A 25,913-nucleotide genomic window follows, 5' to 3' on the forward strand; every position below is an offset into this window, starting at 1 on the left:
GATAAAATATAAACTAGAGAATGTCATTACACTTCAATCCAAGAGATATTACATGGCTTGCTTTCAACGAAAGGGTTTTGCAGGAAGCTATGGACGAAAATGTGCCTTTGCATTTAAGAATCCGTTTTTTAGGAATTTTTTCTAATAATTTAGATGAATTTTTCAGAGTACGTGTAGCAGGATTAAAGCGTGCCATGGATTTTAAAGAAAAAGTAATTGCAGAATCGTTTTACCAACCTCCTTCAAAAATTCTTCAGAAAATTAATGACATTGTTATCAAGCATCAGCAGAATTTTGATAAGACCTGGAAGAAAATTCAGACTGAAATGGCTGATCATAAAGTTTTCATTAAAACCGCAAAAAACTTAACCGCCAGACAAAAGGAATTTGTCAGAAATTATTTTGATGAGGTAGTAGAAGCTAATGTCATCCCTATTCTACTTCATGAAAATACACCAATGCCTTACATGAGAGATAAAAGTCTTTACCTGGGTGTTGCAATGAGAAAAAAAGACTGGCAATATTCCAGCAATTATGCTATCATTGAAATTCCGTCAAGATTTGTAGGACGATTTCTTTTGCTCCCGACGGAAGATCCTGAGGAAAAAGATGTCATGCTGCTGGAAGATGTCATTACATTCAATTTACCGCATATTTTCTCTTATTTTGGATATGACGAATTTTCTGCTAATGCTTTTAAAGTAACCAAAGATGCAGAGCTTGATCTGGATAATGACATCCGAACCAACTTCGCGGAAAAAATCGAAAAAGGATTGAAAAACCGAAGAAAGGGAAAACCTACCCGTTTTGTTTTTGATAAAGATATGGACAAAGCACTCCTGGAAATGCTGATCCGAAAATTGAACTTAACGAAGAAAGACAGCATCATTCCTGGTGGAAAGATTCATAATTTCAAGCATTTCATGGATTTTCCGGATGTTTTTGAAAAATACGAAAGACCGGTAGAGAGAACTTCTTTTATGCACCCTGCTTTTGAACATGGCGAAAGAATAACCGATGTTATTCTGAAACATGATGTTCTGCTTACTTTCCCTTACCACAAATATAATCCTGTAATTGACCTTTTACGTGAGGCAGCAATGGATCCGGATGTAAAATCGATTCAGATCACGGCTTATCGTTTGGCAAGCAGCTCAAAAATCATCAATGCATTGATCAATGCAGCCAGAAACGGTAAAGAAGTTACAGTAATGCTTGAGCTTCAGGCCAGATTTGATGAAGAATCCAACCTTGAATGGAAAGAAATGCTTGAGCCAGAAGGAATAACGGTTCTGGTAGGAATTCCTGATAAAAAAGTACATGCCAAATTGTGTGTCATCAAAAAAAGAGCCCATAATAAAACCATTCAATACGGATTTATAAGCACAGGAAATTTTAACGAAAAAACTGCCCGAATCTACGGAGATCACCTTATCATGACCGCAGACCGGGGAATAATGGCAGATATTAATAAAGTGTTTAATGTTTTGAGAAAACCGAAAGAAGATTATCTTACGGTACTAAAAACCTGTAAAAATCTTTTGGTATGCCCTCAGTTTATGCGTGAAAAAATCATTCACCATATTGATAAAGAAATAGAAGAGGCTAAAGCAGGAAGAAAAGCTGAAATGATCATTAAAGCCAATTCGGTAAGCGACCGTCTCCTCATTACAAAGCTTTATGATGCAGCAAATGCAGGAGTCGTAATAAAAATGATCGTAAGAGGAATTTACTGCGCAGTCAACCAGAAAGATTTTAAAGAAAAAATAAAAGCGATAAGTATTGTAGATGAATATCTGGAACACGCAAGAGTGATGTACTTCTATAATAAAGGTTCAGAAGACCTGTATATTTCTTCGGCAGACTGGATGACCCGAAACCTTGACTATAGGATAGAAGCCGCTGCAAAAATCACTGATAAAAATTTAAAAACCGAATTGAAAGAAATTCTTGATATTCAGCTTCGGGATAACGTAAAAGCAAGAATATTAGATAAAAAATTGAGCAACGAATACATCCGGAATAATAAAGAGGAATGCCGTTCTCAGGTAGAAACATATAAATATTTAAAAGCAAAGGCCACGAAAAAGTAATTGTTCACCAAAACTTTGCTTTAAATGACAAATAATCATATAATTTTGTAAATTCAATTCATTAACTGAAATTTAATAAACGTAAGAACATAATGATCATCGCAGCGATAGACATAGGAAGTAATGCAGCCAGACTTTTAATAAACGAAGTAAAAACTCAGCAGAAAGAGCCTGAATTTATCAAGCTTAATCTTCTAAGAATCCCTTTGAGATTAGGTATGGACGTTTTCACTATGGGTAAAATCGGCGTCGAAAGAGAAAAAATGGTCCTCGATTCTATGAAAATATTCAGTGATCTGATGAGAATTTACAACGTACAGCATTACAGAGCTTGTGCCACAAGTGCAATGCGCGATGCAGTAAACGGTTTGGAGATCATTAAAGAAGTAAAAGAGACTTCAGGTATTGATATTGAAATTATTTCAGGGGACGAGGAAGCAACCTTGATCTATGAAAACCACGTAGCAGAAGGACTTGATAAAAACTTTGCCTATCTGTATGTAGATGTTGGTGGAGGTTCCACTGAGCTTACCTTCTATGAAAATGGGAAAATGGTATACAAAAGATCGTTCAATATCGGAACCATACGTCTTTTGAATGATTTGGTGGCAGAGGATAACTGGAAAGAAATGAAAGAAGAGATAAAATCCAATATCGTCAGCAAAAAACCAATCGTTGCCATTGGTTCCGGAGGGAATATCAACAAAGTTTTTTCTTTAAGCAAAACCAAAGACGGAAAGCCTATGTCTGCTTCCTATCTGAAAAAAGCTTATAAAGAATTTGCAGGACTTACCATAGATGAAAGAATGACTCAATATAATCTAAGAGAGGATCGTGCCGATGTATTGGTTCATGCATTAAAAATTTACAATAATGTAATGTCCTGGTCAGAGATAAGCCGGATTTTTGTTCCGAAAATATCTGTAGCCGACGGTCTTATCCATAATATTTACAGCAAATTATAGCTAAACAATTAGCTTTTTAACACATACATTAAAAAACCAGTCAAAAGTGATTAGTTTTTTATTTTATACCTCATCTCAAATCTGTCATTCTGACGAAGGAAGAATCTAATAGTAGTAAAAATGATTTATTAAAGATTTTTACCATTAAGAAATTAAGATTCATTAAGGGAAAAAATTACTTTTATTTTGAAGTATAACGGATAAATTTAAAGTTTTTTCTTTTAATAACTTCTTTATGAAAAGGTACCTGAAATAACCTCATTCTGTTTATCAACCTATTATACTAATTCAAATTAAATTTTAAAAAGTTAAAGTAAAACTCAATGAGGAAACGTCATTAAGAAAAACAGAACTAAAAATGGACACACTCAAAATAATTCTAACAGGAGCTACAGGAATGGTAGGAGAAGGAGTTTTAATGGAATGTCTTGAAAACCCCAATATATCAGAAATATTAAGCGTAAGCAGAAAACCGTCAGGAAAGAAACACGCCAAACTTAAAGAATATATCGTTTCAGATTTTTTAAACATCGATATGAATGATGAAAACCTGAAAGGTTACGATGCCGTTTTCTTTTGTGCCGGAATCAGCAGCGTAGGAATGAGTGAAGAAGAATATATTAAAACCACGTATGATGTTACTTTACATTTTGCAAAGGTGGTTTTACACCAAAATCCCAATATGGTATTCAATTATGTTTCAGGAGCACATACCGACAGCACGGAAAGCGGAAAAATGATGTGGGCCAGAGTAAAAGGCAAAACGGAGAATGCATTAAAAAAACTGGGATTGAAAGCCGCATACAATTTACGTCCCGGATTTATGAAACCTGTTGAAGGCCAGGAAAATGTAAAATGGTTTTTTAAGCCTTTTATTTGGCTGTTCCCTATTTTTTTACCGTCAAAATCATTAACTTTACACGAAGTGGGAAGAGCAATGATCAATGCCGTACAAAAAGGATACCCAACTTCAACATTAGAAATTAAAGACATTAAAAATCTCGCGGTATGAAAGATATGTTAAAAAGAATTTTTCTGGTTATTTTTGTATTACTTGTTCTGACGGCCATTTCAGGGTTTTTCTTCATGCAGAAACATCCTTTGGGAGGGAAGCAGCCTGTAACGGGGATTCATGCTCCATCAGGACAAACGGTTAAATAGTACAATTATTTGCCCATACTGTATCATACCATTTTTACGGTATGTCTTTCTTCCTGCGATCTTATAACATTGATTTATCTGAAATACAATTACCTATTTATTAAACATTTATTAAAATTACCTTAAAATGTTTACAAAGTAGAAACTTCATTTTTGCATAAACTTAATTTAAGTAAAAATGATTAATAACTACTTGTTAAAAGGGACTGTAATTGCAGCATTTTTCCTTCAGGGAAATCTTTTCGGACAGACCTCTCTTATCCACTACTGGAATTTTAATAATAACGCCTCTGCCACTTCCATCACTACTCCGACTTCAACTTTGACAGGCGGTTCACTGACGGCATTTACAGGAGGAACCACAGAAATAGATTTCGCAGGCGGAACAGGACAAAATTTTAATGTCAATAATTTAAATGCAAGAAACGGAGACGCTTCAGGAACGCATTTGAGATATAATATTCCTATTGGAGGTAATTTACAGTTCAATTTGCCTACTACTGGATACAATAATGTAATTGTAAAATTCACAACGAGAAGATCAGGTTCGGGAGCAGGAACACAAATATGGACCTATTCTACTGACGGAACAACTTTCCTGCCTTATCAGACCGTTTCTCCACTTGATGCAGACCCTCAATTAATTACTTTTGATTTTTCGGCGATTGCTGGGGTTGCCAATAATCCGAATTTTAAACTTAAAGTTGAATTCGCTGCTGGAGCCGGAGGAACAGTAGGAAACAACCGTTTTGATAATTTCACAGTAGACGCAACAGCAGTAAGCGGAACAGATACCACTCCACCTACTGTAACCTATCTTCCTGCAAACAATACAAATAATACTTCCACAACTATAAATCCTACCATTTCTTTCAATGAAAATGTAAGGTTAATAGACAACTCAACGATCAACGATTCTAATGCACAAACCCTTGTAGATTTCCGCCTTGGAAGTGCTTCAGGTACACAAGTTCCCTTCACAACCACTTTCGCCAACAACAAAATCACAGTAATTCCCACTTCAAGCTTAGTGGCGAACCAGACTTATTATCTGGCTTTAAAACCGAATATGGTAGAAGACACCAGTGACAACGCTGTAACAGTCTCTACTTCAACAACCTTTACTACAGCCGGATCTATCATTTCTTTGGATAAGAATTTTATTAAAGTCAATGAAAATACAGGAACTTTAGCGTTTAAAATAAACATTGCCAATCCTTCGAATTCAACAGTCAATCTGGTAGTAAAGCCCGCTCCCTTCAGTACTGCAGACAACAGTGATTTTACTTTAGCTAGTCAAACGATTAGTCTCACTCCATCAATGACAAGCTATACCGTAAATATTCCGATCATTGATGATACTTTAGAAGAACAACAGGCTGAATATTTTGTAGTCAGTCTTGAAAATCCTACAGGAGCAACAATTTCCGGCGATAATAATGCAACGGTTTATATTGTTGATAATGATAAACCTGCACCTGTTCCTTCCAACCAAATCTCATTAAACTATATCGGAAGTTTTGATCCTTCCGGAACGAACACAAGCTCTACGGAAATTGTAGTTCATGATCCTACTACTCAAAGATTATTTACGATCAGTTCAATTACTGATGTTTTTGACATTATTAATTTCAGCAATCCACTTGCACCAACTGTAGTGAGCACTGTCAATATGGCACCGTATGGAGGAATCACAAGCATCGCAGTGAAAAACGGGATCATTGCGGCCGCTTCTCCGAATACCAATCCTCAGCAAAACGGTTCCGTTGTTTTCTTTGATATCAATGGAAACTTTTTAAAACAAGTCACTGTAGGAGCTTTACCGGATATGGTCACTTTTTCTCCGGACGGAACAAAAGTAATCACTGCCAACGAAGGCGAGCCGAATGATGCATACACCGTAGATCCTGAAGGTTCTATAAGTATTATCGATATTTCCGGAGGAATTAATAATCTGAGTCAAACCAATGTCACAACGCTAAACTTCAATGCATTTGATTCTCAGGTTGCAGCTTTAACAGCAACAGGTTTAAGAAAAGTAAGAACCAACAATACATTGTCTCAGGATCTGGAGCCAGAATATGTTACGGTGAGCTCTGACAGCCAGAAAGCATGGGTTACTCTCCAGGAAAACAATGCTATTGCGGAGATTAATTTAGCCACAAAAACAATTACCAACATCTGGGGATTAGGAAAAAAAGATATGAGCATTCCAGGAAACGGTTTTGATGCTTCCGATAACAATGGAGAAGTTTTAATCGCGAACTGGCCCGTAAAAGCTTATTTCCTTCCGGATGGCGTTCAGAATTTCAAAGTCGGAGGAACAAATTATATTGTAACCGCCAATGAAGGGGATGAAAAAGACCTTCCGGGTTTCAGTGAGAGAACAACAGTCGGAGCCAATACTTATACTTTAGATCCGGCTATTTTCCCTCAATCAGCGATTCTGAAAGCTTCTTATAACCTGGGAAGATTCAGGGTTTCCACCGCCACAGGAAATACAGACGGAGACGCCGATTTTGAAGAAATGGCAGCATTAGGAGCACGTTCATTCTCGATCTTCAATGCAGACACAAAGCAGATCGTTTATGACAGCGGCGACAAGTTTGAAAGATATATTGCAGCTAATCATCCATTGATTTTTAATGCAGACAATGAATCCAACGGAATAAAAAACAGAAGCCGCGCAAAAGGGCCGGAACCTGAAGGAGTAGCTTTAGGAGTTATTGGCGGACAAACCTATGCTTTTATAACATTAGAGAGAACAGGAGGCGTAATGGTTTACAATATTTCAGATCCTAATAATCCTACTTTTACCGATTATAAACATTCCCGTACAACTTCGGCTTATGGAGGAGATAACGGACCGGAAGGGCTTATCTATATTGCTCCAGAAAATACAACAACAGGAAAAGGCTATGTAATTATCGCTAACGAAATCAGCGGAACGTTATCGATGTATGAGGTAGCGAATGCACCAACTCTGGCAACAGGTGAAGTAAAAACTGAAAAAGCAACCTTCAATATCTTCCCGAATCCTATTAACAAAGGAAATACGCTTTATTTCAACAGAGCTCAGGATTACGAATTGTACGATATGTCCGGAAAGCTTCTTGGAAAAGAGAAAAACGCTTTAACAATTGAAACTTCAAAGCTTTCTACAGGCGTTTACCTGGTTAAAACTTCCGAAGGTTTTGTGAAAAGGGTGATTGTAAAATAGATTCAAAATAGTATCATTAATAAAAAAGTCTCGGGATTTCCCGGGACTTTTTTGTTGAAGAGAAAATGAGTAGTTTTAGAGCCTCCAAAATAAACAAAGCTCTTTCTATGTTAAATATTTTCAATGCCATAAATTCATACATCAGTTCTATGATTGATGAAGAAAATACTTCGCTGGTTAATCTTTCATTAGAAAGTATGATGGCGGTCTTTATGAAATTAAAGAAAGAAGAATTTCCTAAAAACACTTTATTATTAAAACCCGGTCATACTTGCCAACATATTTATTTCATAGAAAAAGGAGCGGCAAGAATTTTTTATTATAAGGATGAAAAAGATATTACGGACGGATTTCGAGGGGAAGAAACACTCTTATTATCAATTATCAGTTTCATCAAACAAAAACCAGACAAAAGGGGAATTGAGCTTTTAGACAATTGCATACTCTGGAAATTAAGCTATAAAGACTTAGAAGAATTAGCCAATAAACATCCTGATATTCAATATTTATATAGAATGATCATGAGTAGCGTATTGGTGATGACCCAAAACAGGATTGATAGGATGCTGTTTCAGACTGCTGAGGAGAGATATGAAGATTTTATCAAATCTCATCCCAGAGCAAACGAGTTGCTTACTTTAGGAATGATCGCTTCTTTTTTAGGAATAACTCTCGAAACCTTAAGCAGAATCAGATCAAGAAAATAGTATTTGATCAATATCAAAATATTTATTCTATGATTTGATTTTTATCAAATTGATTAGTTGAGGCCTGTTAATATCTTTGAAAAAAAAGCTATGAAACAGAAGTCAATTTATTTCTCTTTATTATTATTCTTTTCAAATTTTTTACTGAGCCAACAATGGCAAACGGCAACATTACAACACTCTTCAGGACTTAGAGAATATTCTATTTATATTCCGTCCAATTACAATGCACAAAATCCGGCATCATTAATTTTAACGTTGCACGGATTAGGAGACACGATGTATAATTTCAGAAATATCGGCTTTAGTAGTATTGCTGAAACCAATAATGTTATCATCGTTTGTCCTCAAGCACTCACTGATCCTTTATCAGGAACCGCATGGAATTCAGGAGCCGGTTATACTTTTTATACACCCAATGCGAACGTTGATGATATTGGGTTTATAAGTGCCTTAATCGATAAAGTAAAACAAGATTACAGCATTAATGCTAACAAAGTTTTTGCCTGCGGATTTTCTATGGGCGGATTTATGACGGAACGTTTAGCAATATCTTTAAATAATAAAATAAAATTATTCGCTTCTGTAGCTGGAACTTTTGGAAATGGTATACTTCCTGTCGCAGCAGGAGCTCCTGGACGACCAGTATCCATCGCACACTTTCATGGTACAAGTGATGCCACTATTGGATATACCAACAATAATTTTGGAAATTCTGTTGATCAGATGATAAATTACTGGAAAACTAATAATCAATCCGTTGCTACTCCTGTCCACACATTACTTCCTGATACAGCAAATGACGGCTACACCGTGGATCACTATAAATATACAAGTCTCAATAATAATTCTGTAATTGAATTATATAAAGTCAATAATGCGGATCACGTCTGGCTTACTTCACAAAACGACATATCCTATACACAGAAAATTTGGGAATTTTTTAATCAAAACAGTAATTTATTAGCCGTTTCAAATTCAAAACAGGAAATCAGTTTCTCGGTTTCTCCGATTCCTGCAAAAAATTATATCACTATAAGCTTTCCTAAGGATTATTCTGATGCTGAATTAAGTATATATGATGCAGCAGGCAGATCTGTCTGGACGGAAAAACCTAAAATAGTGAATCAGCAATATAGGCTTAATTTAAATTCAGTAGGCATTAAAAATGGAACATATATTTTATCTCTTAAAGCCAATGGTTCTACTACTACAAAAAAAATAATTGTACTTCAGTAACTCATAATTTTATTCAATTAAAGCCTCGGAAAATTCTGAGGCTTTTTGTTTGAAATAGAACACAAAAAAAGACAGACCCAAAAGCCTGTCTTAAAAAATATATCGTTTTATTTTTTACTCTACATTCACTACCTTATCAATTTCAGGAGCATGTTGTTTAATGGTATTTTCAACGCCTAATTTCAACGTTGAGAAATTAAGAGAACACCCTGAGCAGTTTCCTAAAAGTTTTACAAATACTGTACTTTCCTTTACATCGATCAGCTCAATATCTCCTCCGTCCTTATTAAGAAACGGACGAATGCTTTCCAACGCTTCCATTACTCTCGTCACAGTCTCTTCGTGTGTTGTATTTATCTCCATATTTGGGTTTGGTTTTCTTTATTTTTTTGGTGAGCAACCCGCCATTGTTGTAATTTTCACTGCCTCAGTCGGAGGAAGGTTTTTATTTCTTTCTACAAGGCTTTCAATCATTTTCTGTACAGTTCCTGTATAGATATCAGAAATTTTAGAATTTTCCTGTAACGCCGCTGGTCTTCCTACATCTCCCGCTTCTCTGATACTCTGGATCAAAGGAATTTCCCCTAATACAGGAATTCCCAAATCATCCGCTAAATATTGTGCTCCCTGGTTTCCAAAGATATAATATTTATTCTCAGGTAATTCTTCCGGAGTAAAATAAGCCATATTTTCAACTAAACCTAGTACCGGAATATTGATACTTTCCATCTGGAACATCGCAATTCCTTTTCTAACGTCTGCCAAAGCAACATGTTGAGGAGTACTTACGATTACCGCTCCTGTTACCGGAACTTCCTGAATAATGGATAAATGAATATCTCCCGTTCCCGGAGGAAGGTCGATCAATAAAAAGTCAAGCTCCCCCCATGCTGCATCTCTGATCATCTGGTTCAAAGCTTTTGAAGCCATCGGACCTCTCCAAACAACTGCCTGATTGGCTCCTGAAAAATATCCGATCGAAAGCATTTTTACTCCGTAATTTTCAATAGGCTTCATCAAACTTCTGCCGTCCACTTCTACCGTAACCGGTTTTTCTCCTTCTGTATCGAACATCGTAGGAACTGAAGGCCCATAGATATCTGCATCTAAAAGTCCCACTTTAAAGCCCATTTTAGCCAAAGTGACTGCGATATTGGCAGAAACCGTAGACTTTCCTACTCCACCTTTACCTGATGCAATAGCGATAATATTTTTAATCCCAGGAATCTGCTTTCCTTTGATCTGGCTTTGTTGAATTTCGCTTGGTTCCGGTGAAACTATCTTAAGTTTTAAATTAATCTCTTCTCCGAATTCACTGGCAAAAGCCTGCTTCATCGCTGCTTCCAGTTTCTTTTTTTCGTGCATTGCCGGTGAATGGGCAGTCATATCAATATATACTTCTGTCCCCATGATTTGCAGATTATTCACCAGGTCATCTACTTCTATCTCTTTAAGGAAATTTTGTACCTTTTCTTTAGTCAACATAAAAAAATAAATTGTCTACAAATTTACGGAAATTTTACCTATTTAGAATAAGTAAACTTACTGATAGATAAATTCTTTTGCAGAACGAAATTTTGTAGTACTTTAGGGCGATTTTAATTTTAAAATGCAATGAAAAAAATAATATTCGTTCTTTTAGGATTGGCAGCCCATAATTTGTTTGCTCAAAATTATTCGCAATATGTAAATCCCTTCATAGGAACGGGCGGTCACGGACATACTTTTCCGGGAGCTATAGTTCCCTTCGGAATGGTACAGCTTTCCCCTGATACGCGAATTGACGGAAGCTGGGACGGATGCAGCGGTTATCACTACTCAGATTCTGTGATCTATGGATTTTCTCATACCCACCTGAACGGAACCGGAGTTTCCGATTACGGAGACATTATGCTGATGCCTACTATGGGAAAACCAAGTCTGGACAGCAAAGATTATTCATCCAAATTCTCTCATAAAAACGAAAAAGCTTCGGCAGGATTTTACGCTGTTAAATTAGATAAGAATAATATTGATGTCCGATTAACCACTACAAAAAGAGTTGGTTACCACGAATATACATTCAACAATGCCGGAAATGCCAATATCATTTTAGACTTAAACCATAGAGACAAACTTCTTGAAGGCGAAGTAAAAATTATAGACAATAAAACGATCGAGGTTTTCAGGAGAAGTGAAGCCTGGGCAACCAATCAGTATATCTATGCCCGAATTGAGTTTTCTAAGCCTATGCAAATCACTAAAAAAGAAGCTAATGGAAAAAACGAAAACAACCTTTATTCAGGAACTGAACTCGCTTTAGCATTTTCAACTTCAGTAAAAAAAGGAGAAAAAATTAGCTTAAAGGTTTCAATTTCTCCAACAGGATACGAAGGTGCAGAAAAAAATATGTTGGCAGAGGGGAAATCCAATGACTTTGCAGCCATTCAAAAACAGGCAGTAGCAGATTGGGATAAAGAGTTATCAAAAATTGAGGTTACATCTTCTGACAAGGATAAACTTTCTGTTTTCTACACAGCCATGTACCACGTTTTCACACAACCTAACATCAATATGGATGTTGACGGAAAGTACAGAGGCAGAGACAATAAGTTCTATTATGCTAAAGATTTTGACTACTATACTGTTTTTTCGCTTTGGGATACCTTCAGAGGAGCACATCCTCTTATGACGTTAATCGAGAGAAAAAGAACAGCAGACTTCATCAATACCTTTATTAAACAATATGAACAGGGCGGGAAACTTCCGGTTTGGGAGCTGGCTTCCAATGAAACCGAATGTATGATCGGTTATCATGCCGTTTCTGTAATTGCTGATGCGATGGCAAAAGGAATCACCGGTTTTGATTATGAAAAGGCATTTCAGGCTTCAAAAAACTCTGCGATGCTGGATATTTTTGGATTAAATGCTTATAAACAAAACAATTATATTGCTATTGATGATGAACACGAAAGTGTTTCAAAAACAGTTGAATATGCTTATGATGACTGGTGTATCGCACAAATGGCTAAAATTTTAGGTAAAAAAGACGATTACCAATATTTCATGAAACGTTCTCAAAACTGGAAAAACCTGTACAATCCAAAAAACGGATTTATGCAGCCCAGAAAGAACGGAAACTGGTATGAACCATTCGAACCGAGAGAGGTGAATAATAACTATACGGAAGGAAATTCATGGCATTATTCCTTCTCTGTTCAGCAGGATATCCCCGGATTAATTGCGGCACACGGAGGAAAAGAAAAATTTGAACAGTTCATCGATGGTATTTTCTCTGCTCCGGATAAAACGACAGGTAGAGAGCAAGTAGATATAACAGGGTTGATCGGACAATATGCTCAGGGAAATGAGCCGAGCCACCACATTGCTTACCTTTATAATTACGTAGGAAAGCCTGAAAAAACAGATGCAAAAATCAAATATATCCTTGATAATTATTATAAAAATGCTCCGGACGGATTGATCGGAAATGAAGATTGCGGACAAATGAGTGCCTGGTATATTTTGAGCGCAATGGGAATTTATGCCGTAACTCCCGGATTACCCGAATGGCAAACAACAACACCTTATTTTGATGAGGTTAAGATCCATCTGGAAGACGGAACGACAAGAACCATCACCAAAAACACAAGCAAAGACGAGCTTAAAAAATTAGGCTTTGAAAACGCAAAATCGTTTAAAGATTTCAAATATGATGAGTTAACAGCAACACCTGTTATCGCTGCAGCAAGGATTTTTGATTTAAACACAAAAGTAGAAATCACTGCTTTGAATCCGAATGATAAAATTTATTACATGACATTGGATGAAGGTGATGCAAATGTAAGAAAGACTTTCAAAGCATACAGCGGTCCCTTTACCATTACAAAAACAACTCAGGTTTCAGCATATGCAGAAAGAAAAGGTGAGAAAAGCTCAATCGTAACGGCCAACTTCAACAGAAGACCGAATAATTGGGACATCACTGTAAATTCTACACCCACCCCGCAATACACTGCAAGTGGAAAACTGTCTTTAATCGACGGGATTTTAGGGGATACAAACTGGAGAAAAGGGGAATGGCTGGGTTATCAGGGGCAGACTTTTGAAGCAATTATCGATATGAAATCTCCTCAACAGATCACCCAACTGTCTTCATCATATCTTCAGGACAGCAGAGCATGGATTTTAATGCCGAAAAAAGTAGAATATTACGCTTCCAATAACGGAAAAGATTTCATTTTATTAAAAACAGTTGACAATACGCTTGATCCGAAAGACGAAACGGTCCAGAAAAAAGATTTCACAGCTGAAATTCTTCCGACACAGGCCCGTTATATCAAAATAAAAGCTTATCATTTCGGGAAACTTCCGGAGTGGCATCAGGGAGCCGGCGGAGATGCTTATATTTTTATAGATGAAATTTCTGTAAAATAATTTTTTGCAGTTAAATAATAAAAAAACGCTTCGGAATCTTTCGGAGCGTTTTTTTATTCGTAATTACTAATCATTTAAATCTAAAATCAAGATTTTTTCTAATTAAAAAAATAAATTTACAGTAGCTTTTTTTTCTGAAAATTCATAAATTTATCTATAAATGATGGATGTTAGTCGAAAAAATTCTTTTTCCTCTTCTTTATCAGTTATTTTTGTAGATTGATATTAAAGACACTATGAAGAAGGAAAAAACAAAAGTCTCGCGTTTATCCAAAATTCTAAAAATCTCCGGAATCAGTTTAGGCAGTCTTGTATTGGTTCTGTTCGTAACTCCTTATTTTTTCAAGGACACCATCAATAATGGTATAAAAGAAGTTTCAAAGAGTTATATAAAAACAAAGGTAGATTTCAAGGATTTAGACATTTCTTTCTTCACCCATTTTCCTAATCTTACGGTTACTCTTACTCATTCTTCGGTGAAGGGAAATAGTCCATTTCAGTCAGAAAACCTGATTGATGCTAAAGAAATTGGTTTAGGAGTGGATATCACTAGTCTTTTCGATGAAAAAATTATTTTCAATACCCTTTACATTGAAAATGCAAACATCAGAATGAAAATTGACCGCTCAGGAAAAAACAATTTTGATATTCTGATATCTGAAGAAGAATCAAAAGAGAAAAATGATTCTCAACTGGCTTTAGCTTTAAAAAACTTCAAAATTTCCAATTCCAATTTTATTTATGATGACCAGGTAAGTAAAACTTATTTAAAATTAGATCATTTAGAATATGACGGTCTGATCGATCTAACAAAAGATATCCTGAGCCTAAACGCAAAAACGGAAATTAAGAACACCCTTTTCAAATTGGATAAGGATACCTGGGTTAAAAATTTACCTTTAAAGGGAAAAATCAATACAAAGATCAATGTTGATCAGCTAGGTTTTTATTTTACAGATAATCCGTTGATTTTGGGCGAATTTCCGTTCAATCTCCAAGGAAGCCTGAAAATGCCTAGCGAACAGCAGATATATGATTTAAAAATCACCACTAAAAATGCCGATCTAAAAGCCATTCCTGCCATCATTCCGGAAGCTTATCAGGAATATGCAAAACAGGTTGAAATGAAAGGTAAAACCGATCTCCTGTTTACCATGAAAGGTATTTTGAATGCATCGAAGAAACAAAGTCCTGATATCCATATAGAAACAAATATTAATAATGGATTTTTTAATTATCAGAAATCTTCTTCACCTATCAATAACTTAAGTTTAACTTCTTTCATCGATATTCCGGCTTTAGATCCTAATCGGCTGAAAGTAAAAGTAAACGAACTTGATTTCAGTTTATTAAACGGTTATACCAGAACCAATTTTGTTTTTGAGAACGGTCCTTCGATGTTTTCTGAGGGAACAATAGACTCAAACATTAACCTGGAAGCCTTAAAAAATGCTATCGGATATAAAAAAATTGATGCGAAAGGAAACCTTAAACTAAACGGAAACTGGAAAGGTTTTCTCTCTATGAATACTAAAAAAGCGTTACAGAAAGTTCCTTTATTCGATGTAAAAGCTGATCTGAAAAACGGACATTTCAAAATGAGAGAAATGCCTGCTGCTTTGGATCATATCAATTTGGATATGACGGTTCACAATATGGACGGTAATTTTAAAAATACAGCGGTTTTAATTCATCATATTGATGCTAAGGCTTTAGATAACTACGCACAAGGAAAAATTGAAGTAAAGAATCTGGACAAATATCCTATTGATGCAGATTTTACCGCGAAAATCCATCTTCAGGATATTTACAAAATTTATCCTGTAAAAGGTATTGATCTTCGCGGCGACCTTTTTGTAAAATCGAAAGCAGTCGGAACTTATGAACCCAAATATAAAAGAGTTCCTGTAAGCAATAGTACTTTATCCCTGAAAAATGGTTTTATAAAGTTCGACAGCTACCCTGAACTCCCTTTAGAAAACATCAATGTAGAAACCCATGTAAAAAGCGGGAGGGGCTCTTTCAGTGATTTGGATATTAGTGTCCTTCCCATTTCATTTACATTGGCTGGGAAACCTTTTACGGTAAAAGCTAATCTGAAAAACCTTAATAATCTGGATTACAGACTACATTCTAAAGGACAGCTCAATCTTGGGGATTTATACAAACTCTTCCCTATTGAAGGTTTAGACATCAACGGCGTTGTCTCCACGGATGTTGGATTAAAAGGTCAGAACGGAGCTGCTCTGGACAACATTCAGAACAGAGGCTTTGTAAAAATTGAGAACATTACCATCCATTCCAAATTTTTTCCAAGCGATTTTACAGTACAAGAAGGTTTATTTAAACTTAATGGAAGCCAGCTGACATTTGAAGAGGTAAAAGCCCGTTACAAAAAAAATGTATTTGTCTTTAACGGAAATGTTTCGAATTACATTAATTATATCCTGAAAGACCAGAATTTAACCGGAAATATCAATTTTACTTCAAAAAAAGTTAATGTTGATGATTTTATGGCGTATAATTCAGGAACTCCTTCCAATTCAGCTACTGCGGAAGAAGGCGTTGTATTACTTCCCAAAAATCTGGATATTACCCTCAATGGAAATGCCAATGAAATTTTATTTAAAGATATTAAACTCAATAATTTCAAAGGAAATTTAGCTTTAAAAAACGGCAATCTGGCCCTAAATGAAACTGAATTCGGAATGATTGGTTCTACATTCAATGCCAATGGAACTTACTTTCCTGTTAATGCTAAAAAAGCAAAGTTCGGTATCAACATGAAAGCTAAAAATTTTGATATTCAGAGAGCATACAAAGAGGTTACCCTGTTCAGAGAAATGGTTTCTGCTGCCGAAAAAGCATATGGAAAAGTTTCTATGGATTATCATCTGGAAGGTGATTTAGGGGCTGATTTCTTTCCCAGACTGAAGACGATAAAAGGAGAAGGAGTTTTAACTCTGGAGGATATTCAGTTTCATGGCTTTAAAGTATTTAATTCTGTTGCTGAAAAAACCTCAACCGATGCACTGCACGATGCTAAAGTGAGTAAGGTCAACATTAAAACAAGTATTAAAGACAATGTGATCACCATTGAAAGAACGAAATTTAAAATTGCAGGATTCCGACCTAGAATCGAAGGACAGGTAAGTCTTGATGGTTATATCAATTTGGGAATGCGTTTGGGACTTCCTCCTTTCGGAATTATTGGTATTCCGATTAAAATCACAGGACCTTCAGACACGTTTAAGGTAGAAACAGGAAAGTATCAGAAAGAAGACCTGAATGAAACTGATGATGATGACTACAAAGATTACCAAAAATCTCTAGAAGAGGAAGCTGCTAAAAAAGCGGAAGCAGAAAAAACAGATTCTAAACCAAAGTTATAAAGAAACCTCATCAAAATGATGAGGTTTCTTTTCACAAATACTAATTTAATCAAGGTATCTTTTTGTAAACCAAGTATCTAAGAAATTAATACTCAGATTGAGCATATGATAATTCTCCCGTATCGGAATATTTTTCTGAACGCCATGAATTCCATATCCGTAATTTACATTCAGAATGATTTTATTAAATGGAATTCCCAATCCTACCGTGGCTTCCATTTTGTCTATTTTGGAATTGTTGATTTTATAATATCCGGTATCATAATTAAGTCCGAAACGATAGATAAATGCTTCTGATATCGACTGAATACGTTTTCTTTCTGGAAGAATTTCAAACCCTAATCCATAGGTATTTTGTCGGTAATATTTTTCAGAGGTTACGGAATTGGTCACTTTATCCCAGTGACTCTGCATAAAGTCGAAACTTGCACGGTATCTGTCATTTTTCAGGATACTGATTCCTGCCCCCATTTCGAAAGGCAGAGAAGTATCTTTTGATGAGAGTTTTGAGGTAACTGTATTGGTATAGTCTCTATTCTCAGTATAGGCAACCTCTCCTTTGGCAACCAGCTTACTTTTGAAATTTACAACTCCTCCCAAATTGAGCTGAAGGCCACTATCCGTAAACTCCTTCTTAAACTGAGTTCCCAATCCATAGCTAAAACCAGTATACCGTATATCTCTGCTTATCTCTACTTCAGAAGTTGTTGCAATGGTTTCTTTACGGATAATAGTTCCGAAATTGTTTTTTACTTTCCCCCCGAAACTCCAGTTATCATTTACTTTATATCCAAAACTGGCTCCCCAGTTTGAAATCCCCCCACTTCCTTCATAAGTGATAGGATATTCGCCAGCTGTTCCCTCGATGGGAATGGTAGACGAAATTTTATAATCGGCAGAAGTTGTAGGCTGCATACTCAGTCCAACAAAAGCATTTTTAGAAATCCTTAAGGCAGCCCCGAAGTTTGTAAAATTGGAACTCAGCCTTTTGTCTGTTCCTAAATTACTGGAAATCGTATTATATTTCATTACGCCACTAACATCAAAAACTACATTTTTTGTAGAAATACTTGTCATCGCTGCCGGATTTTTAGAATTAATATAATCAGGCGCATCTAAAGCAATCCCCGTATTTCCCAAAGCTATATTTCTGGCATTATCTACATTGTTAAACATTCCTATTCCAAAATACGAATACGGAGATGAATTTTGAGCAGCTAGTTTCTGAGTTCCTACACTCGCAAAAAGTACAGTGACGATGATTGTTTTCTTCTTCATAAATTTTTAATTAATATCCTAACATATACACCTTCAGCTTAGCAGGATTCGTTTTATTTTTTTGATCTCCCAATACGGCTTTTCCGGCTAAAACATCTGTATAAGAAGAGGGGTAAATCAGCGTATTATGATTGGAATCCGCCGATTCTGATAAAATTGTATTTATATACGTTTTAAAAGAAAGATTGTAAGAATGTTCATTCTGAAACTCACTGGTATCCGACAAACCTGCAGTGATTTCTGATCCGTCACTTTGTGTATATGCTCCCACTACATGATTCAGCTTATCCCCCCAATAATAATACAATGCACTCGGATTATAAAAATTGTTAGAATAGTATCCTGCAACCGGACTTAGTGAAAGCGTTGCATCGATAAGCTTATAATTTTGAAATATGTTTTTCAACGATTTGAGATAAGGAATCTCAACTTTGGTATATACACCAATTCCTGCCATGAGATATGTTTTATTTCCTAAACTCTCAGAGGATATCGGGTTTTTAGGAGTAAGATTGGCTAGTTCGGAACCCGAAAAATCATGCCCTATTTTGTTATAACTATAGCTAGTACTCGGCGCAAGATCCAATGTATATTTTAATAATTCCGTACCGTTTTGTGAGGTCGTATGGTAATAAAGCCTAACTACATTTGACACTTTTTCCTTAGTGCTCTTATTAATCTGAACCTGATATGAACTATTGATACCAAAACGCATCATAGCATTATTATCGCTGGAAGGAACCAGCGCAAGTCCCTTAAAAAAGTTCAGGAAATTTTCCTGAGTCGTCACATCACTATTTTTAAGCGTATTGAAAATACTCAGTCCATAAGACTGATCCAAACGCATTTTTACATGGCTGCTGTCAGTTCCAGGTCTTGGATAAAACTCCGCGCTTCCCACAGAACTTGAAGAATAATTAAAGTTGCTTTTATTATAAAGATATCCATTGTTCAGTTTTATTCTGTCCTGCAAAGGATAAGCATTGAGCTTAAAACTTTTCAGGGTATCCCCATAATAAAAGTTGGTATTGGTAAGATAAAGTACTATAGAATCATAAACCGCAGAAGAGGGAGAGGTAAGTTTATAGCTGGAAGGGGTAAGTTCAAAAAGAGAAGAAGAAGTTACCCTACCAAATGTCTGATCTTTTATATTTCCCATCATCATCACGCTTTTTCCTGAAGTAACCACAGAATCCATCATTATGGTAGACATTTTCATCGTAAGAGTGTCAATCATGACCATTTTAGACTGGGCGCTTGTCCAGGAACTTCCTACTTCATATGTATTGCTCTCATCTTCACAAGAAAAAAGGCACAACATTGAAATACACAATAAAAGGTATTTGTACATTTTTTTTCCGCAAACATATAATGAACAAGTATGAGCGTAAAATTTTTTATCCCTTTCATCGTGAGTTGTAGACCATCGCAAAGTCTATGTCGATATTTAATACATTTAAAATCAATACAATATTTATCTAAAAAAAACAGCCGTTTGCCTACAAAAAACACACGTTCGTCTAAAAAATTTTCAAAATACTATAAAATGAAATTTTTTTGCATCAAAAAGAATGAATAATGAATCGTAAACTTTCAATCTTCGCTCTTACTATGGTAGGAACATTATTAGTAACAAGCTGTAAAAATGATGATGACGAAGAACTAATGGGAAACTGGGTAAGAGTATCTGATCTTGATGGTAAACCTCGATCTAATGCATCTGCTTTTGTAGTGAATGGAAAAGGATATATCACCGGAGGATATGATGGGGAATATTATTATAATGATTTATGGAGCTATGACCCCTCTCTGAATGCATGGACGCAAAAAGCAGACTTTCCGGGTTCTAAAAGAAGTTCTGCAGTAGGTTTTGCCACCAATTCTTACGGATATGTAGGAACAGGATACGACGGATTGAATAAACTGAAAGACTTTTATAAATACGATCCTTCGTCCAATACCTGGAGTCAGATTGCCAATTTCCCGGGCACAGAAAGATATGCTGCATTGGCTTTCGGAATCAATGATAAAGGATATGTAGGAACAGGATATGACGGAAGCGAATTGAAAGATTTTTACAAATATGACGAGTCTACTGCAACATGGAGCACCATTACAAGCTTAGGAGGTTCAAAAAGAAGAGACGGGGCTGTTTTTGTAATTAACAATACGGCTTATGTAGGATTTGGAACCAATAACGGAAGTCTGGTATCGGATTTCTGGGCATTTGATCCTAACACGGAAGCATGGACAAGAAAAGTAGATACCAGTAATGATGATGATTCTCAGAACCGTGCTTCCACAGCAGCTTTTGCAGCCGGAGGTTTAGGGTATGTTTCTACCGGATCTACCGGTGGAGTGGTCAAGACAACATGGGAATATAACCCTGCTACGAATGACTGGACAGAAAGAACAGGTTTTGAAGGTTCTGCCAGAGAAAGTGCATGTTCATTTTCAATAGGTAATTACGGATATGTACTTACGGGAAACAGTGGTTCATCTTATTTTGATGACATCTGGGTATTTCATCCAAACGAAAGTCAAAACGACAATGATTAAAAGATTTGGGAAGTTCCTTTTTGTTTCGGGAATTATTATGGTTGGCTGTAAGAAAAAAAGCGGTGATTTTGAAATTAAAATTACCCAACAGGATGCAGGATATGGTTATCAGATCATTAAAAAGAAGAAGATTCTTATCAATCAGCCATATATTCCCGCAATAAACAAGCAACAGCCTTTTAAAAATAGTACAGAAGCTCATAAAACAGCTGATCTTGTAGTGAGTAAAATAGGAAAACTTTCTTTACCGAGAGTTTCCGTACAAGAATTGGACTCTATGAATATTACGTACTAATTCTATTTTTTGTAAAACAATGGATTCCTTCAATTTCTATTGAAGGAATTTTGTGCTCACCAAGCTAAGCTTATAACACACCTCACTTATGACGGCATTTTTTAAAACTATCCGAACCGTATATATCTATCATTGGGTATTGTGGATTCTTCTCATCCTCTTTAAACTCTGTATGGACTATGCCGTATTCGGAAGTTTTCTATTATTTATTAATTTAAAAATTTTCCTGGTCTTTTTTATTCTGTTCTATATTAATTATGGGATCTTTTTACCCTTTCTTATCAAACAAAAGCCTAATACCATACTTATTATCACCATCTCTTTTGTTGCAGTATATATAGGCTTAATGATGGCTTTTTTTCCCCCTTTGCGACAACCGCCACATTTTCCTCCGCCCGGAAATTTTATGAGACCAGGAAGAATGATGAGGTTTAATCACGATCTTAATTTTCATGATATTTTTTTCAAAATAGGACTATTTTCAATCACTTTCAGTACTATGCTTTTCTTTGTGGATAAGTGGACAGAAAACGGAAAAAAAATAAAGGAATTAGAGTTTGAGAGACAATCCAGTGAACTGAAAATTCTTCGTGAGCAGATTAATCCCCATTTCTTTTTTAATGCTTTAAATAGTATTTATTCTCTCTCCATAGCACAATCCAAGGAAACACCGAGAGTTATTCTTATTTTATCCGATATTATGCGTTATGTACTGAGTACCAAAAACAGACAGAAAAATAATCTGGATGATGAAATCAATAATATTAAAAAGTATATCGAAATACAATCTATCCGTTTTAAAAAATATGATAATATCCATTGTGAATTTGAAGGAAATTTTACAGCTCACGAAATAGAACCTCTTTTGCTTTTAACATTTGTAGAAAATGCCTTTAAACATGCTGATATAAGAAAAGGACCTTTGGAGCTCTCCGTGCATATGAGAGAAGATATATTAAACTTTAGCATCAAAAATTTTTATGAAAAAAAGAATCCCGACATCTTCAACAGCAATAAGATGGGAATAAAAAATACAAAAATGAAGCTTGATCTGATCTATCCTGAAAAATATCAGCTTTACATCAATGATAACGGCTCAGAATATCAAATTAATTTAAAACTTCAACTGAATTAACTATGAATTGCATTATTGTGGACGATGAAGAACTTGCCCATCACGTTATTGAAGAGTATATCTCACGAATTCCTTTTCTGAATCTGGTCAAAAACTGCTTTGATATTCAGGAAACAATCCAGGTTTTACAAGATGAAAGTATAGACCTGATTTTTCTGGATATTAATCTTCCGAATATTTCCGGGATAGAATTCTTGAAAAGTTTTAATAAACTCCCCAATGTTATTATTACAACAGCTTATGACGATTGTGCCATTCAGGGTTTTGAAATGGACGTTATTGATTATCTGCTGAAGCCATTCTCTTTCGAAAGATTTTTAAAGGCAGTTTATAAAAGTTATAATCTTCAGAATAATGCAAAGATTTTACAGGAAAAAAACAGCCAAAGTCTCTTTAAAGAATCCTTCATCTTTGTACGTTCCAATAATGAAGATGTAAAACTGAATTTAAGCGAAATTGTAAGAATCAACGCATTAAAAGACTACATCCTGATCTACACGGAAACACGAAAACTGATCATCCACCAAACGATGAAATCTATTGCCGAAAAAATAGATTCCGAAAACTTCATTCGTGTGCACAACTCCCATATTATTTCACTTCGTCACTTGCAGAGTATCGGAAAAAATAATCTTTTAATAGGAAACGAAAGAATTCCTGTAAGTGAAAAATATAAGGCTTATCTCAACAAAACCATTGAAAAATATAAATAAGAATTTAAAAATTCAGACAAAAAAGTTTATCATATACTTTCCTTTTCAGACCATTGAATTTCTTCAGGAAGTTCCCGGTCAGAGAATTCTATATGAATTACCCGTCTTTTCTTTCCGTTGGTAGTTCGGTTAGACCCGTGAAGAGTTAATGGCTTCATCAGCATCACGCCTCCCCTCTCTACATTACAGATATGTTCAGTTTCTATGCTCCAGTCAATAGTTTCCGGCCGGTAAATTCCTTTGGCGTATGATCGGGGAACCACTTTTAATGCTCCATTATGCTCATCTGTATCATCTAGGTGAATCCTGATCGTATAAATGTTTTCCAAAATATCCAACGGAGGCTGAACAGCAAACTGATTCTGCTTTGTCGTCCAGGGACCGAAATTGGGCAATGCTGTTTTCTTATCCACAGAAATCGTTAAATCCTGATGATAAGCCACATACCAGTTCGATCTCTCCGGTTTATCAAAATAGATGCTCTTTACCACAAAATACTGCTCTCCAAAAACCTCTTTGATGATTTTTTTAATATTTTCATTAAAAATCAGATTCTTTATTTCCGGAATTTCCTTTAAAAATTGTCTGATGGCAAAAAGATCCTCAGATTTCCGGAAGGTTTCTTTCGAAGTATCAATATCATTAATAATGTTGGAAATATGTTCAATTTCTTCATCAGAAAAAATATTGCTGATAACGGAAAAACCTTTATCAGCAATATCTTGTTTATAGTGTTGTAAATTCAAAATGCCAAGCTTACAGAAAATTACTCATTAAATATCCCCGCCATGATTTTCAAGCTGGCCTTCCCATTTGGAAACCGCCGAAGTAGCCAATGCATTTCCTAAAACATTGGTCATACTTCTTCCCATATCACAGAAATGGTCAATTGGTAAAATAAGGGCAATTCCTTCCGGTGGAATTCCAAACATGGAACACGTGGCTACAATGATTACCAAAGAAGCTCTCGGAACCCCGGCAATTCCTTTTGAAGTAAGCATCAATACCAAAAGCATCGTAATCTGCTGTCCTAACGTCATTTCAACCCCATAAATCTGCGCTATGAAAATCGAAGCAAATGTCATATACATCATACTTCCATCCAGATTGAACGAATATCCTAAAGGTAAAATAAATGAAACGACTCTGTTATTACATCCGAATCTTTCTAATTCTTCTACCAGTTTTGGAAAAACAGCTTCTGAACTTGTGGTAGAAAATGCAATTAACAAAGGAGCTTTTATTCTTTTCAACAAATCAAAAAGTCGGTTTCCTAAAATCAGATATCCTGCTAACAGTAAAACCAGCCACAGAACTCCTAAAGCAAAGAAAAAGTCTCTCAGATACACCGCATATACTTTAAAGATCTCAAAACCATTGGTAGCTACAACCGCGGCAATAGCACCTAAAACTCCAAGAGGGGCAAACCACATGATATAACCTACCATTTTAAGGATTCCATGGGCGATAATGTCAAATAATTTGATCACAGGTTGTGAATATTCTTCTCCCAGATTAGCCAAAGCAATCCCGAACATAATGGAAAATACCACAATCTGAAGTACTTCGTTTGTCGCAAAAGCCTCAAAAATACTTTTAGGAATCACATGTTCCACAAAGTCCTTCATAGAAAAACCTTTGCTGCTTTTCAGCAATTCTTCCGCAGAAGCTACATCCTGTATAGGAAGTTTAGTTACATGTCCGGGTTCTAACCAATTCACTAGAACTAGGCCTATGAAAAGGGAAACCAGAGAAGCAGAAATAAACCATAACATTGCTTTCGTCCCTACTCTTCCAATCATTTTAATATCGCTCATCTTAGCAATACCTACCACAAGTGTAGAGAAAACCAACGGAGCAATAATCATCTGAACCAATCTGATGAAAACAGTTCCCAGCAGTTTTATGTTTTTTGAAAAAGGTTCTGCACTTTCAGGATAACGTAAGTGAACGAAACCTCCAATTCCTACGCCTAAAATAAGGGCAATAATGATCGCAAAAAATAGTTTATTTTGTCCTTTCATATATATAATTCAAGTTGCACAAATATAATGTTTTTAAACTTTTACCTGCTATTTCTTCTTTCTCTGCATCCAACAGCCATTTTATTCCATAAATTTTCCATTTTTAATGTTGAATCTTTTAGAGAAATAAAAAATAATTAGCTAAATTTTAATCTTTTGGTATAAATTTTATTATTACATTTACGTATAACATAAAACCTAAACAACAAAAAAATAACTCTATTATGAAAAAAACAATCGCAATGGCTGCGTTGGCAATCGCAGTATCTTTCGGATCGGTTTCATGTAAGAAAAAAGTCTCTGATGCAGATCTTCAGACTCAGGCAACTACTATTGTAACGTCAAATCCAAATGCTTCCGTTGAAGTAAAAGACGGTGTAGCACATTTAAGCGGAACTTTTGCCGATGAACAATCTAAAAATGCTATGATTGCTCAGCTGAAAACTGTAAACGGGATCAAAGATGTAATGGATATGACGAAAATTGAAGCTCCGGCTCCTGCAGCTCCTGTTGCAACGACATCTGCAGTAGATCCTGCTGTTCAGAAAAAAGTACAGGATGCTGTAAAAGACTTCCCTTCAGTAAAAGTAGAAGTTGTAAACGGGGAGCTTACTCTTACAGGAAACGTATCTTCACTACAGGCCAGAAAAATCAAAGAATCTATAGATGCTTTGAAAATCGGGAAATACAACAATAACTTAGTCGTAAAATAATTA

Annotated in this window: 20 protein-coding genes; 14 read left to right on the plus strand and 6 right to left on the minus strand. The window is 35.7% G+C overall.

Annotated elements, in window-relative coordinates:
* Positions 1-20: 20 nt before the first annotated feature.
* The 7 genes from ppk1 (at position 21) to P0Y62_08750 (ending at position 9,385) form a co-directional block, all read left to right on the plus strand.
* Positions 21-2,093 (plus strand): polyphosphate kinase 1, encoded by a 2,073-nt coding sequence (ppk1, locus tag P0Y62_08720; GenBank protein WEK71637.1) that lies wholly within the window; start codon positions 21-23, stop codon positions 2,091-2,093.
* A gap of 92 nt (positions 2,094-2,185) precedes the next feature.
* Positions 2,186-3,058: an exopolyphosphatase gene (locus P0Y62_08725; GenBank protein ID WEK71638.1), complete on the plus strand. Its 873-nt coding sequence runs from the start codon at positions 2,186-2,188 to the stop codon at positions 3,056-3,058.
* Between the two features lie 358 nt (positions 3,059-3,416).
* Positions 3,417-4,070 (plus strand): NAD-dependent epimerase/dehydratase family protein, encoded by a 654-nt coding sequence (locus P0Y62_08730; GenBank protein ID WEK71639.1) that lies wholly within the window; start codon positions 3,417-3,419, stop codon positions 4,068-4,070.
* On the plus strand, positions 4,067-4,219 hold the full coding sequence (locus P0Y62_08735) for a hypothetical protein (GenBank protein ID WEK71640.1): 153 nt from the start codon (positions 4,067-4,069) through the stop codon (positions 4,217-4,219). Before P0Y62_08730 ends, P0Y62_08735 begins: the two co-directional genes overlap by 4 nt.
* Positions 4,220-4,397: 178 nt before the next feature.
* The gene (locus P0Y62_08740; GenBank protein WEK71641.1) at positions 4,398-7,439 is read left to right on the plus strand and encodes a choice-of-anchor I family protein; all 3,042 of its coding nucleotides are present in this window, start codon (positions 4,398-4,400) and stop codon (positions 7,437-7,439) included.
* 107 nt (positions 7,440-7,546) lie between these two features.
* Positions 7,547-8,146 (plus strand): Crp/Fnr family transcriptional regulator, encoded by a 600-nt coding sequence (locus tag P0Y62_08745; GenBank protein ID WEK71642.1) that lies wholly within the window; start codon positions 7,547-7,549, stop codon positions 8,144-8,146.
* 90 nt (positions 8,147-8,236) lie between these two features.
* The gene (locus tag P0Y62_08750; protein ID WEK71643.1) at positions 8,237-9,385 is read left to right on the plus strand and encodes a T9SS type A sorting domain-containing protein; all 1,149 of its coding nucleotides are present in this window, start codon (positions 8,237-8,239) and stop codon (positions 9,383-9,385) included.
* Between the two features lie 114 nt (positions 9,386-9,499).
* Here the strand turns inward: P0Y62_08750 and P0Y62_08755 are convergent, their stop codons facing one another.
* Together P0Y62_08755 and P0Y62_08760 are read right to left on the minus strand one after the other, a co-directional pair.
* The gene (locus P0Y62_08755; GenBank protein ID WEK71644.1) at positions 9,500-9,748 is read right to left on the minus strand and encodes a NifU family protein; all 249 of its coding nucleotides are present in this window, start codon (positions 9,746-9,748) and stop codon (positions 9,500-9,502) included.
* 18 nt (positions 9,749-9,766) lie between these two features.
* Positions 9,767-10,870, minus strand: a complete 1,104-nt coding sequence (locus P0Y62_08760) for an Mrp/NBP35 family ATP-binding protein (protein ID WEK71645.1) — start codon at positions 10,868-10,870, stop codon at positions 9,767-9,769.
* Positions 10,871-10,999: 129 nt separating this feature from the next.
* Here P0Y62_08760 and P0Y62_08765 point away from each other — a divergent pair, with 129 nt between their 5' ends.
* Positions 11,000-13,801 (plus strand): GH92 family glycosyl hydrolase, encoded by a 2,802-nt coding sequence (locus tag P0Y62_08765; protein WEK71646.1) that lies wholly within the window; start codon positions 11,000-11,002, stop codon positions 13,799-13,801.
* A gap of 236 nt (positions 13,802-14,037) precedes the next feature.
* Positions 14,038-17,193: an AsmA-like C-terminal region-containing protein gene (locus tag P0Y62_08770; protein WEK71647.1), complete on the plus strand. Its 3,156-nt coding sequence runs from the start codon at positions 14,038-14,040 to the stop codon at positions 17,191-17,193.
* Positions 17,194-17,238: 45 nt separating this feature from the next.
* On the opposite strand, the gene P0Y62_08775 is transcribed toward P0Y62_08770, so the two are convergent.
* Positions 17,239-18,471: a hypothetical protein gene (locus tag P0Y62_08775; protein ID WEK71648.1), complete on the minus strand. Its 1,233-nt coding sequence runs from the start codon at positions 18,469-18,471 to the stop codon at positions 17,239-17,241.
* Between the two features lie 10 nt (positions 18,472-18,481).
* Positions 18,482-19,822 carry a DUF4270 family protein gene (locus tag P0Y62_08780; protein WEK71649.1) on the minus strand — a complete coding sequence of 447 codons (1,341 nt, stop codon included), beginning with the start codon at positions 19,820-19,822 and terminating at the stop codon, positions 18,482-18,484.
* Positions 19,823-20,049: 227 nt separating this feature from the next.
* On the opposite strand from P0Y62_08780, the gene P0Y62_08785 reads away from it, so the two are divergent.
* The 4 genes from P0Y62_08785 (at position 20,050) to P0Y62_08800 (ending at position 23,173) form a co-directional block, all read left to right on the plus strand.
* Positions 20,050-21,030 (plus strand): kelch repeat-containing protein, encoded by a 981-nt coding sequence (locus P0Y62_08785; GenBank protein ID WEK71650.1) that lies wholly within the window; start codon positions 20,050-20,052, stop codon positions 21,028-21,030.
* Positions 21,023-21,325 (plus strand): DUF4907 domain-containing protein, encoded by a 303-nt coding sequence (locus tag P0Y62_08790; protein WEK71651.1) that lies wholly within the window; start codon positions 21,023-21,025, stop codon positions 21,323-21,325. The genes P0Y62_08785 and P0Y62_08790 overlap by 8 nt, the downstream gene beginning before the upstream one ends.
* Positions 21,326-21,731: 406 nt before the next feature.
* Positions 21,732-22,460, plus strand: a complete 729-nt coding sequence (locus tag P0Y62_08795; GenBank protein ID WEK71652.1) for a sensor histidine kinase — start codon at positions 21,732-21,734, stop codon at positions 22,458-22,460.
* Between the two features lie 2 nt (positions 22,461-22,462).
* Positions 22,463-23,173 (plus strand): LytTR family DNA-binding domain-containing protein, encoded by a 711-nt coding sequence (locus P0Y62_08800; protein ID WEK71653.1) that lies wholly within the window; start codon positions 22,463-22,465, stop codon positions 23,171-23,173.
* Between the two features lie 29 nt (positions 23,174-23,202).
* On the opposite strand, the gene P0Y62_08805 is transcribed toward P0Y62_08800, so the two are convergent.
* Complete coding sequence (locus tag P0Y62_08805) at positions 23,203-23,922, minus strand: phytanoyl-CoA dioxygenase family protein (protein ID WEK71787.1); 720 nt, start codon at positions 23,920-23,922, stop codon at positions 23,203-23,205.
* A 24-nt stretch (positions 23,923-23,946) separates the two neighbouring features.
* Positions 23,947-25,197, minus strand: a complete 1,251-nt coding sequence (locus tag P0Y62_08810; protein WEK71654.1) for a cation:dicarboxylase symporter family transporter — start codon at positions 25,195-25,197, stop codon at positions 23,947-23,949.
* A gap of 224 nt (positions 25,198-25,421) precedes the next feature.
* Between P0Y62_08810 and P0Y62_08815 the strand changes: the two genes are divergently transcribed.
* The gene (locus P0Y62_08815) at positions 25,422-25,910 is read left to right on the plus strand and encodes a BON domain-containing protein (protein WEK71655.1); all 489 of its coding nucleotides are present in this window, start codon (positions 25,422-25,424) and stop codon (positions 25,908-25,910) included.
* The last annotated feature ends 3 nt before the right edge of the window (positions 25,911-25,913 follow it).

Origin of the sequence: Candidatus Chryseobacterium colombiense, from assembly GCA_029203185.1 — a bacterium.
Taxonomy (GTDB): Bacteria; Bacteroidota; Bacteroidia; order Flavobacteriales; family Weeksellaceae; genus Chryseobacterium; species Chryseobacterium colombiense.